General features: G+C 37.8%; 12 protein-coding genes. 2 read left to right on the top strand and 10 right to left on the bottom strand.

All coding sequences use genetic code 11. From position 1 onward, the window contains the following. The coding region (locus tag Q8907_00440) for a glycoside hydrolase family 28 protein (protein MDP4272730.1) at positions 1–1,336 on the bottom strand (1,336 nt) is incomplete at its 3' end. Between the two features lie 416 nt (positions 1,337–1,752). On the opposite strand from Q8907_00440, the gene pckA reads away from it, so the two are divergent. Then, the gene (gene pckA, locus Q8907_00435) at positions 1,753–3,387 is read left to right on the top strand and encodes a phosphoenolpyruvate carboxykinase (ATP) (GenBank protein MDP4272729.1); all 1,635 of its coding nucleotides are present in this window, start codon (positions 1,753–1,755) and stop codon (positions 3,385–3,387) included. A 117-nt stretch (positions 3,388–3,504) separates the two neighbouring features. Then, entirely contained in the window at positions 3,505–4,143 is a 639-nt protein-coding gene (gene plsY / locus Q8907_00430; protein ID MDP4272728.1) for a glycerol-3-phosphate 1-O-acyltransferase PlsY, read from the top strand. A gap of 5 nt (positions 4,144–4,148) precedes the next feature. Here the strand turns inward: plsY and lepB are convergent, their stop codons facing one another. From lepB to Q8907_00385, 9 genes are all read right to left on the bottom strand, one after another. Further along, a complete protein-coding gene (gene lepB, locus Q8907_00425; protein ID MDP4272727.1) occupies positions 4,149–5,219 on the bottom strand; it encodes a signal peptidase I in 1,071 nt (356 codons plus the stop codon). Next, positions 5,219–6,607: a S26 family signal peptidase gene (locus tag Q8907_00420; protein ID MDP4272726.1), complete on the bottom strand. Its 1,389-nt coding sequence runs from the start codon at positions 6,605–6,607 to the stop codon at positions 5,219–5,221. The genes lepB and Q8907_00420 overlap by 1 nt, the downstream gene beginning before the upstream one ends. A gap of 123 nt (positions 6,608–6,730) precedes the next feature. After that, positions 6,731–7,444, bottom strand: coding sequence for a 4-hydroxy-tetrahydrodipicolinate reductase (gene dapB / locus Q8907_00415; protein MDP4272725.1), 714 nt, complete (start codon positions 7,442–7,444; stop codon positions 6,731–6,733). A gap of 81 nt (positions 7,445–7,525) precedes the next feature. Beyond that, the gene (rplT, locus tag Q8907_00410; GenBank protein MDP4272724.1) at positions 7,526–7,876 is read right to left on the bottom strand and encodes a 50S ribosomal protein L20; all 351 of its coding nucleotides are present in this window, start codon (positions 7,874–7,876) and stop codon (positions 7,526–7,528) included. 87 nt (positions 7,877–7,963) lie between these two features. Next, positions 7,964–8,161: a 50S ribosomal protein L35 gene (gene rpmI, locus Q8907_00405; GenBank protein ID MDP4272723.1), complete on the bottom strand. Its 198-nt coding sequence runs from the start codon at positions 8,159–8,161 to the stop codon at positions 7,964–7,966. A 19-nt stretch (positions 8,162–8,180) separates the two neighbouring features. Next, positions 8,181–8,717, bottom strand: a complete 537-nt coding sequence (gene infC / locus Q8907_00400; GenBank protein MDP4272722.1) for a translation initiation factor IF-3 — start codon at positions 8,715–8,717, stop codon at positions 8,181–8,183. 66 nt (positions 8,718–8,783) lie between these two features. Next, positions 8,784–10,733: a threonine--tRNA ligase gene (thrS, locus tag Q8907_00395; protein ID MDP4272721.1), complete on the bottom strand. Its 1,950-nt coding sequence runs from the start codon at positions 10,731–10,733 to the stop codon at positions 8,784–8,786. Between the two features lie 203 nt (positions 10,734–10,936). Beyond that, positions 10,937–11,647: a DUF4956 domain-containing protein gene (locus Q8907_00390; protein MDP4272720.1), complete on the bottom strand. Its 711-nt coding sequence runs from the start codon at positions 11,645–11,647 to the stop codon at positions 10,937–10,939. Continuing rightward, positions 11,637–12,380, bottom strand: coding sequence for a polyphosphate polymerase domain-containing protein (locus tag Q8907_00385; protein ID MDP4272719.1), 744 nt, complete (start codon positions 12,378–12,380; stop codon positions 11,637–11,639). The genes Q8907_00390 and Q8907_00385 overlap by 11 nt, the downstream gene beginning before the upstream one ends. Positions 12,381–12,509: the final 129 nt, after the last annotated feature.

Raw genomic sequence — 12,509 nt, 5'->3', positions numbered from 1 at the left:
TAATTTTAACAGCCTGTTCGGCTCCATTGCAATAAATGTTTCGGATATAAAATTTCCGGAAACGGGGGGTTGTTTCATTAACCTCAACCACTTTTTCCTGTTCTGCCAGATTTTTTATTTCATAATAAGTGTCAAACAATATCGCTTCATTAGCAATGTCTTTCATGAAAATATTGTTCACAAAAATATTTTCAACAAGTCCGCCTTTACCTCTGCTGCTTTTGAACCGCAGTCCGATATCAGTGGAAATAAAATCACAATTTTTAACCGATATATTTCGAATTCCTCCATCAATATTGCTTCCAATGACAAACCCTCCATGAGCATGATATACCGTGCAGCCAGAGATGACAACATTTTGTAAAACAGGATCACTATCATAATTTCTGCTTTTGCTTGATTTCATGCATATCCCATCATCTCCTGCATTGACCATGCAATTGTATACGAGTATATTTTTGCCTCCGTTAATGTCTATCCCATCCCCATTCTGAGCCCACCATTCGTTCAACACCTTGATATTGCGTATAACCATATCCTCGCAAAATGTAGGATAAAGCACGAATTTGGGAGAGTTTTGAAAAGTCGGCCCGTCCAGTAAAACTTTTTTACATTTATAAAAAACCAGCATGTAGGGACGCAAAAAATCACGGGCAGGCTCGAAATCTTTTTCAGCAAGGTTTTTATTATTTTTCTTTTTTAAGTCATTGATGTATAGTTCGCCCTCTCTTGCTTCCCGGGTAGGCCACCAGATATCATTACTATCCACTGTGCCGCCCGAAGCCAGTAACTTTTTCCATTGTTCTTCAGTGGTTTTTGATTTTTTGACAGGCCGCCAGGTATCTCCGGAACCATCCAGAATTCCTTCACCCGTAATGGCAATATTTTCCAGTTCATAGCCGGAAATTGGCGGCCTAACAGTAAAAGATCCATTTACCGGATTTTTCATGACCGGATAATCATGGTGATTGCAGCTGAACAGTACCAGGGCCCCTTTCTCAAGGTGCAGATTGATATTACTTCTGAATAAAACAGGCCCTGTAAGCCACAATCCCGGGGGTACAATAACAGTACCTCCCCCCAGTGAAGCACAATGATCAATAGCATTTGCAAAAGCCTCAGTATTTAAAGTCTGCCCGTCACCCACAGCTCCAAAATCCATAATATTAACAGAACGTTCCGGAAAAACAGGAACAGTCATTGCTGGCATTCCAAAGGGCAAGTCACTCAGATATCCCGTTAATTCATTATTTTGAGCAAAAGACGAGACAATGGGAAATAGCAAAAAGGAAAAAGCCATTATAATCCTGTTAAGGTAACAACTTATTTTTTCCATTTTCATTGAAATTAATTATGTTAATTCCTTAAAAACTATAAAATTACTCGAATTTAATGATTAATTCACACAAACCTTCTATTCATATTTGTTAGAATATTCCGGATTATTTTCCCTTTCAAAATTTCAATTTAAATCAATGGGATAAGGAAAATATAAAATTCTTCAAAATGAGGAAACAAATTTCACATATAAAACATAAAATATTATAAAGTCCAGATTGAAAGGCAAATATTTTAGTCCAATCTCCAAAAATCCAATAAAATATTCAAACCACCTCCCAAAATGATCACCCTTTCGATGATAAACAATAAAAAAAACTAAATAGAGTATGACAATGATAGCTTCAAAAAATAATTGTATATTTGCAGGATTTTTTTGAACTATCAATTTCAATCTTTAAAACATTTAAAATTATGAGCGTTAAACACTCTGAATTAGATCTTTCAATCTATGGAATTAAAGATGTAAAGAATGTTTATCACAATCCATCTTATGATGAATTGTTTAAACATGAGACAGATCCTAAGCTTGAAGGTTACGAAAAAGGTTTTGTAACCAATTTAGGTGCAGTAGCAGTTGATACTGGTATTTACACAGGTCGTTCTCCCAAAGACAAGTACATTGTAAAAGAGTCTTCTTCTGAAAAGAATATTTGGTGGACCTCCGAAAAACGTAAAAATGACAACAAGCCTATATCTCCCGAAGTTTGGGAAAAATTAAAAGCTGTAGCCATCAAAGAACTTTCAGGAAAAGATTTATATGTAGTTGATTGTTATTGTGGAGCCAATCCGGATACCCGTTTAAAGGTACGTTTTGTGATGGAAGTAGCTTGGCAGGCACATTTTGTAACCAACATGTTTATCCGTCCTTCCGCAGAAGAATTGGAAAGTTTTGTTCCTGATTTTGTTTCATTGAATGCATCCAAAACCAAAAATCCAGAATGGAAAGAAGAAGGATTGAACAGTGACGTATTTGTTGCTTTCAACCTTGGCCAGAAGATGAGCGTTATCGGTGGAACCTGGTATGGCGGTGAAATGAAAAAAGGTATGTTCTCTGTCATGAACTACTTCCTCCCCTTAAAAGGAATTGCTGCAATGCACTGTTCTGCTAATGTTGGCAAAGATGGCGATTCAGCAGTTTTCTTCGGACTTTCAGGAACCGGTAAAACCACCCTTTCAGCTGATCCAAAACGTTTCCTTATCGGTGATGATGAACACGGCTGGGATAATCAGGGTGTCTTCAATTTCGAAGGGGGTTGCTATGCTAAATGTATCAACCTCGACAAAACTAAAGAACCTGATATCTACAATGCCATCAAACGTGATGCTTTGCTCGAAAATGTTGTATTTGATGAAAAAACCGGAGAAGTTGATTTTGCAAACGGCAAAAAAACTGAAAACACCCGTGTTTCTTACCCAATTTACCACATTGAGCACATTGTAAAACCTGTTTCAAAAGCAGGACATGCCAAAAAGGTTATATTCCTTACTGCTGATGCATTTGGCGTTTTACCTCCTGTTTCCAAACTTACTCCGGATCAGACTGAATATCATTTCTTAAGCGGATTTACCGCCAAATTAGCGGGTACTGAAAGAGGTATTACTGAACCCACTCCTACATTCTCTTCATGTTTCGGTCAGGCATTCTTATTACTTCACCCAACCAAATATGCTGAAGTTCTGATTAAGAAGATGCAGGAACACGGAGCTAATGCTTACTTAGTAAACACCGGCTGGATTGGTGGTGCTTATGGCACTGGCCATAGAATCGATATTCCTTCAACCAGGGCTATCATCACCGCTATTCTTGACGGTTCCTTAGACGAAGCCGAATTCGAAACTCTGCCAGTATTCAATTTACAGATACCTAAAGCTGTAAACGGTGTTGCAGACAACAAAATGTTGAATCCACGTAATGCATGGGCTGACAAAGCTGCTTATGACGAAGCTGCTAAAGCACTTGCTGCTAAGTTCGTTAAGAACTTCGAAACATTCACTGATTCTGAAGAAGGTCAGAGAGTTGCCGCTGCTGCAGGTCCTAAGTTCTAATAAACTGCATTTACAGTAAATCAAGGGGAATGTAATTTTCCTTTTGACAAATAATTTTAAACCCATATATTTGACGACTTTTAATGTTCAGATATATGGGTTTTTAATCTTTAAATGATGATACACGTTTTGGATATAATTTTGGTTATTGGTGCTTATCTATTAGGTTCTATTCCTACTTCTGTATGGGTCGGCAGATATTTTTACGGCATCGATGTGCGAGAACATGGCAGTGGGAATGCAGGGGCAACCAATACCATCAGGGTAATAGGATTGAAAGCAGGGATTCCTGTCCTTATTTTTGACGTTTTTAAAGGTTGGCTGGCTGTTAACCTGGTATTCCTTAGTACATATTCCATCCCGGAAACTGTATCATTCACAAATTTTCAACTGGCATTGGGTACAGCTGCATTAATTGGACATATTTTCCCCATTTTTGCAGGTTTCAGAGGAGGTAAAGGAGTCGCTACTTTATTTGGCATGGTACTGGCAATAGATACTTATCCAACTTTAATTTGTACGGGTATTTTTATCCTTGTATTGATTTTATCGAAATATGTTTCGTTAAGTTCTATGATTGCCGGTTTTTCATTCCCTATTATGGTAATCTTTGTATTCAAGACAACGATCACTTCGCTGGTCATTTTTTCATTGTGCGTAGCAATCATGCTTCTCCTGACTCATCAAAAAAATCTACAACGCTTGCTGAAGGGGGAAGAATCCAAGGCAACTTTTCTTATGAAAAAGAAGCATTGATCAGACTATTGGTTTTTGATTTTATTTAAACGTCTGAAAAGCCTTTTCCACCGGTATTCGCTATAACCCGCCTTATTCTTGTATACTGAATACCATACCATTACAGGCTTCCCAATAATATGGCTTTCGGGTAAAAAGCCCCAGTAACGGGAATCTTTGGCATTACCCCGATTATCGTCCAAAACAAAATAATAATTATTTTTTACCCTATAAGAAGTACATTTATCATTGTTGATGTAAAAATCATTTCCCCGTATGGCGAGGGTATTTTTCTCATACACTTCTATTACAGTGCGGTAAATTTCAATATTTTTCTTTGTCAGTTTTAGCTTCTTACCGGCTTTGGGTACTATAACCGGTCCGAAGTTGTCTATATTCCAGGTGAAAAAATCATTTTGAGGATAAACTGTAATATCCGGTTGGGTGTTAATAACCGGTTCTACTGACTGCACCAGAGAATCCCGCTTGATTCTCTGGGCTTTGGCCTGGGTCATGGTTAGCAGAAACTTGTTTCCCAACCGGCTGCCTTCTTTTATTTCATACTTATTCAACAAAGGCTTAATTTTCCTGCCAGGAGCCGGAATTACATAATAATTGAACTGAACAGTGCGGGGGGTATTTTGTTTCTCTCCATTCACGAATAATTGCTCATTTTTGATATTTATTTCATCACCGGGGAGCCCGACACAACGCATAATACATTTTTTCCGCTTATCTATAGGGAGATCTGTATCTTCCGGATAATTAAAAGCAACCAAATCGTTACGTCTGATGTGCGAATAACCGGGCAGGCGCCAGGGAGGCAATTGTATCAAGGGCGAATATGAACAGCGGTGAATAAAAGGAAGAGTATCATCAAAGAAAGGGAAGGAAAGCAAGGTGACCGGACAACGCATACCCCAGGCCAGTTTGTTTACCAGTACGTAATCACCTGAAAACACAGTCTTCTCCATCTCAGTATTAACTACACTGAACGATTGAAAAATGAATAGGTGTATAAAAAACAAAAGGATAAAAGCGATGATTACCGCTTTTATCCAATCTGTGAAAGTTCCTTTATTTTTTCGTTTTCCCATTAATGTACTCCAACGAACAAACGGTTCCACCTGATTTTAGCCAGGAAACTTTTATCCTTATCAAGTGACAACCAGATAAATTTAGGACTACCGACGATATGATCTTCAGGGACAAAACCCCAGAAACGTGAATCCAATGAATCGTCACGGTTATCACCCATCATCCAGTAATAATCCATCTTAAAGGTATAAGTCTTTGCTAACTTTCCGTTTATATAAATATTATTACCCTTTACTTCAAGCTGATTGTTCTCATATACACAAATTATCCTGTAATAAAGAGGAAGATTTGTAAGAGTAAGTTTAACCGTTGCCCCTTTTTTAGGAATCCACAAAGGGCCAAAATTATATTCATTCCAGGGGAAATGAGCATCGTGGGGAAAGACAGCTTCATTATATTCTCCGGCAGTCTTTTCCATACGAACTACTGATTTTACATCATTAAACAGCCTGATTTTATTTGCATTAACACTTGTCAAAGGAATTTCATAAGTTGAAGCATCGTCACGCATAATATCTTCCTTGGCAATTCCAAGTTTTTCAAGAATTTTAGGATTAATTCCTGCCCCATTAGTCGAAATCCGGTAACGGTACTGAATGCCGGGAATAACTTTCTGGGCATGTCCGTTGATATAAACCCATCCGTGAATGATGCGCAGCGTATCGCCCGGAATAGCAACACAACGCTTAATATAATTATCCTGTTTGTCAACCGGGCGGGTCACTATATGATAATTATCCCAAACATATTTACGCCCTTCCTGCAGATATTCAGCTTTTGATTTTAAAGGCGAACCGTTTTGCAGGTCATAATCATGAATCTGACTGGCAAAATCCCTGGTTATTCCGTAGTAACTCTGGGCCTGCATCTCAACAACCACGGTATCCCCTTCAGGAAAATTAAAAACCACCACATCATCATTCTTAACATGCCTGAAGCCGGCTAATCTTTTATAAGGCCATTTAATCCAGTCAAGAAAAGATTTTGTACCCGTGGTAAATGGCATGGTGTGCTGGGTAAAAGGGAATGACAAGGGTGTATTTATGCCTTTGGGCCCATAAGTCAATTTACTGACATAAAGATGGTCGCCAATGAGTAGCGACTTTTCCATCGAACCGGTAGGAATTTTATAATTCTGGAAAAAATAAATATTGATAAAGGTCACAACAATCACCGCAAAAATCAAAGCATCAAGCCATTCAACCAAAGTAGAATTCTTAACTCCACGTTTTTTCCAGAATGTCCAGTTTACTTTTTTGCTGACATAAAAATCAAAAATAACAGGGATACCCAAAAGCAGCCAAGCATTTTTATCCCATATAACAAAGAGTAAAAATAAAAATGTGGCAACTGAAAATTTAAAATATTTGCTCTGAATTATTTTCATTATAAAATAGTTTGTTTAAAAAACGAAAATACTATTTATTTTGATATAGCCATTTAGAAACAATTCCAATTTTTTTATTTATTAAGACAGTATTTGCAATCACTGCGAACTGTTATTTTGAATTTAGAAATGAAGCAAATCTTCCATCCCGAAAATACCCTGTTTACCCTTGAGAAATTCAGCAGCCATCACAGCCCCAAAGGCCAAACCTTTGCGGCTTTTTGCGCTGTGGATAATTTCAATATAATCGACCGGAGAATCATATTTCACGGTATGAATTCCGGGTACTGTTCCTTCCCTGAAGGCATGAATGGAAATTATATCTTTGCCATTTTCATCAAGTTTCCATTCTTTCTTCCGGTCCAAATTTTTAATAATATCATTAGCCAACGAAATAGCAGTACCGCTCGGAGCATCTTTCTTGGTCACATGGTGTGTCTCTGTCATACTCACCTCATAATTGTCAAAGCCATTCATCAACCTGGCTAATTCACTATTGAGTTTGAAGAATAGATTAACTCCCAGGCTATAATTTGACGAATAGAAAAAGCCCTGTTTCTGCTCGTTGCAAATTTGCTGAATATGGTCGAAATTATCCAGCCAGCCGGTAGTTCCGCAAACCACGGGCACATTTGCGCTGAAGCATTTGAGAACATTGTTATATGCAGTCTGGGGTGTGGTAAACTCTATAGCTACATCAACATTTTTGAGGTTTTCAGCATTCAGGTCAGCTGGATTGTTCACATCAATAATGAGGGCCACATGATGGTTTCTTTCCCGGCAAACAGCTTCTATTTCCTTGCCCATTTTGCCATAACCGATTAATGCTATTTCCATAGAGATTAAATTTTAAGAAATAATCAAAACTAACAAAAAAGGGAAGCATATGGCTTCCCCCTATATAAAAAATAAGTTTACTTAAACAGTCTTTACCTTATTGACTATGGCTTCAAAAGCCTTAGGATTATTCATAGCCAAATCGGCAAGAACTTTTTTATTCATGGTAATACCGGCTTTATGAATTTTTCCGATAAATACGGAATAGGATAAACCATAAGGCCGTACACCAGCATTGATCCTAGCGATCCAAATTTGACGGAAAGTACTCTTCTTATCTTTCCTGTCTCTGTAAGCAAACCTTAAACCTCTTTCAAGAGCATTTTTTGCAATGGTATACACATTCTTCCTGGCACCAAAATAACCTCTGGTTTGTTTCAGGACTTTCTTTCTTCTTGCTCTGGAAGCAACGTGATTAACTGATCTTGGCATTTTAAATGAATTTTAGAATGTAATGCGTTCTGCCCAACAGACTCTTTAATGCATCCCCATTCGGTTAATAACTAATGAAATCTCTAATTACTTCATGCAAAGCATGACCTTTACATTTTTCAAATCGGCTTTATCAACCGTACTGAAATAAGTCAGATTTCTTTTTCTTTTTGTTTCTTTCTTAGTCAGAATATGACTTTTGAAAGCATGTTTTCTTTTAATTTTACCTGTACCAGTCAAAGCAAATCTCTTCTTTGCACCGGAATTAGTCTTCATTTTTGGCATTCTGTAAAATTTATATAGTTTAACTCTTCTTCTTTCCTGATTTAGGTGAAATGAACATAAACATCCGTTTTCCTTCAAGTTTGGGTAATTGTTCAACCTTACCAAATTCCTGCAAATCCTGAGCAAAACGTAAAAGAAGGATTTCACCCTTTTCTTTGTACAAAATTGTCCTGCCTTTAAAAAATACGTAAGCTTTAACCTTAAAGCCATCCTGGAGAAAACTCAGGGCATGCTTCAGTTTAAAATCATAATCATGTTCATCGGTATTCGGCCCGAAACGAATTTCCTTTACCACCACTTTCGTGGTTTTAGCTTTAATTTCCTTTTGCTTTTTCTTCAGCTGATAAAGAAATTTCTGATAATCAATAATTTTGCACACCGGAGGCTCGGCTTTGGGTGATATTTCTACCAAATCCAACTCCAAAGTATCCGCCAACTTCAAAGCATCTTGCAAAGTAAATACACCAGGTTCGGGAACGATATTATCCCCTACCAAACGAACTTCCCTTGCCCTAATTTGACTATTAATATTAAAATTAGGCTGATCTTCATTCACCCTTCTACGACCGAACGGTGATCTTCCGCCGTTAAATTTTCTTTCCTCCAATTTTACAATTTAAAGTTAGTAATTAATGATCTCTAATTGTTTTTTTACTTCTGATTGAATAAAGTTTGCAAAATCCTCGAATTTCATGCTTCCCTGATCACCTTCTCCCTGTTTACGCACAGAAACAGTTCCGGAAACTTCCTCCTTCTCTCCAACAACCAATAAATAAGGGATCTTCATCAATTCATTGTCTCTAATCTTCTTGCCGATTTTTTCATTTCTATCGTCAACGAAGGTGCGAATATCGGAATTTTTTAGAAAAGATAAAACTTTTTTGGCATAATCGTTAAATTTTTCACTGATAGGCATTATCACCACCTGATCGGGTGACAGCCATAGTGGTAATTTCCCGGCGGTATGCTCGAGCAAAACAGCGATAAACCTTTCCATCGAACCAAATGGTGCACGGTGTATCATGATCGGGCGATGTTTCTGGTTGTCATTGCCCATATATTCAAGGCCAAAACGTTCAGGCAAATTATAATCGACCTGGATAGTACCCAACTGCCATTTACGTCCAATTGCATCTTTCACCATAAAGTCGAGCTTAGGACCGTAAAAAGCCGCTTCACCCAATTCCACAGTAGTTTTCAATCCTTTTTCTTCAGAAGCTTCAATAATAGCCCGTTCGGCTTTCTCCCAGTTTTCGTCACTTCCAATATATTTAGTTTTATCATTGGGATCGCGAAGCGAAATCTGAGCAATGTATTCATTAAATTTCAATGCCTTGAAAATAAGGAAAATAATATCAATGATATTATTAATTTCTTCTTTAATTTGGTCAGGACGGCAGAAAAGATGGGCATCATCCTGAGTAAAGCCTCTTACCCTGGTCAATCCGTGCAACTCACCGCTCTGTTCGTAACGGTAAACCGTTCCGAATTCAGCCAAACGTACAGGCAAATCCCTGTACGAACGGGGTTTGCATTTATAAATTTCGCAATGGTGGGGGCAATTCATGGGTTTCAGCATAAACACTTCCCCTTCAACCGGAGTAGTGATGGGCCGGAATGAATCTGCACCATATTTTGCAAAATGGCCAGAGGTAACATACAATTCTTTCTGTCCGATATGTGGGGTAATTACCTGCTTGTAACCATAATGATCCTGTACCTTCCTTAAAAAGTTTTCAAGTATTTCCCTTACTTTAGCTCCACGAGGCAACCACAAAGGCAAACCTGCACCCACTTTTTCGGAAAAAGTAAATAATTCAAGTTCTTTACCCAATTTCCGGTGATCGCGAAGTTTTGCTTCCTCAAGCAATTTCAAGTAATCTTCAAGCATCTTTTGCTTGGGGAAAGTGACGCCATAAATACGGGTAAGTTGTTTTCTTTTTTCATCGCCTCTCCAATAAGCGCCGGCAATACTCAGCAATTTGATGGCCTTAATCGCACCGGTGGAGGGTAAATGTGGCCCGCGGCATAAATCTGTAAAATTGCCCTGGTCGTATAGGGTTATTGTACCATCCTGCAAGTCGGTGATAAGTTCAACCTTATAGGGATCACCTTTTTTGGTGAAATATTTCAATGCATCTTCTTTGCTGATATCTCTGCGGATAAGTGCGCAATTCTGCTTGACAAGCTCACGCATCTTTTCTTCAACCTTAGGCAGGTCGGCATCTGTAATCACTCTGCCTTCGCCCAGATCTACATCATAATAAAACCCGTTTTCAATAGCAGGTCCAATTCCGAACTTGATACCAGGATAAAGGGCTTCCAAAGCTTCGGCCATCAGATGAGCTGATGTATGCCAGAAAGCATGTTTGCCTTCGTCATCTTCCCATTTGAATAATTTAACCGTAGCATCAGTGTTAATCGGCCTCATGGCATCCCATACTTCTCCATTTATGGATACAGCCAAAACTTCTTTGGCTAAACTGTTGCTGATACTTTTGGCAATATCAATCCCCGTAACTCCTTCATTGTATTCTCTAACAGAGTTATCGGGAAACGTTAACTTAATCATCGCGAATACTTTTATGAAAATTCAGGCAAAGATAATGAATTATAGATTGCAAAATAGTCTTTAGGCAAATTGTTTCTGTTATTTAATAATTAATATAACTGAAACAGACTGTTTTTAGAGGGATAGACCCAAGCGGGTTAATTCATCACCGCCAATATATTGCCTTGGGGTCGGCAATCCGGTTCAGGCGGGGATAGAATTCATTAATCATCGTCATCGTCATTATTGACCGAATGGTTGAAGGGATCATCGGCTCCGGAGAATTCCCGGTTTTCATCATCATAATAATAAACCAAAATCCTGACAGTTTCCTTAAGAAAATCGATTTTACCTATTTCAATTCTATTGATATGAAGTCCTGTACGCTCTTCCAGATCCTGGATCAGGAATTTACGGTTTTCAGGCTTAATTAATTCTATCTTTTCATAATCCACAACTTTCCGGGTTACATGGCGCGACAGCCATATTCTTTCCATTGACCATGCCAGCCCAATGATCAGTATATTGGTAAACAAAAGTTCGGCATAACTGATCTCTACACTGGACAAGGCATTAATAACGGAAATTCCAATGATTACAAAGAGATAGGTCATCTCTTTGATGGGAATGGCATCTGTACGGTACCGCAAAATTCCGAAAACAGCAAACAAGCCTAATGCAAACCCAAGCTGAAGCTTGACATTTGACAACAAATAGCAAAGCAGAAAAATAATGGTCGAAATCAGTAAATAACTAAACAGGTAGTCTTTCCTTCTGGAATTGTGATAATACAATACCCTAGCCAGCACCAGTATTACCAGAAAATTAAATGCAAAATGAACCAACAACCGCAGGAAAGAATCAATATCAATTATTTTCACGCCAAAAGCGGTAGCGGTTCCTATATCAGCTAAACAAAAAGGGCTAATCATCATCAATCGGATTTAATAAGGGATTATCCTTAATAAAGTTTTTCTCGGATAATAAAGCAATGCCCATGGCATATTTACTCATTTCCGAGGATTTAATATGTTTTTTTTGTAATATGCCTGCAAAATCAGAATTTACAGGAGAGGTGCCACGCTTAATTTCAGCGATCACTAAATTTGGAACCTCCAGTTCACCATCCTTATTTTTAAAAGAAAGGTTGAAATCCAGGGTAACCCTTTCAGAAACGGATTTATGCACCAGAGTGATCCTTTTAAAATTCACCTCTAAGGTAGGGGTTAACTGATCAGCTTTAAAAGGAGAATTGGAAGCAATGAAATGGTGTGCCGACAGATCTATATTCTGCTGATCGCCTGGATAACGAATGCGCTTTTTTATGGTACGCCCCTCATCATTTTTTAATTTGATCTCCAGATAATCAATCTGTGAATCAAGGTATTTACGGCGCCTTATTTTAAACCGGTTAAGCATTCCCTTCTGATGGCATTGATACATAAACAAATCACTTGTATCGTAATAGATCGATTGATAATTAAAAATCCTCCTGTTATCAATTAATAAAGAATAATATAAAGGCTGTACCTGTTTTAAAAAACCAGCGAGTTTGCTAATAGGAAAAAGGAACTTCATATCTATCCTATTCATCAATTCAACTTCACTGTTAAGCTCCTCCAGTTTTACTGGCATAAAAAGGGAAAGTAAATTTTCCAGATCCGGCATATCCAATCAATTAATAATCAATCGTTTAACAATTCAATAGTTCTAAATTCATTCATAACGTTAAATTACGTAAAAAAACAATTTTCCCTCTATTCATTCAAATCTTTTCTTTATTTTTATTACCCAAAG

This window comes from Bacteroidota bacterium (genome assembly GCA_030706565.1).
In the GTDB taxonomy this organism is placed as follows: domain Bacteria; phylum Bacteroidota; class Bacteroidia; order Bacteroidales; family JAUZOH01; genus JAUZOH01.
This window is presented reverse-complemented; position numbering and strand designations above follow the sequence as displayed.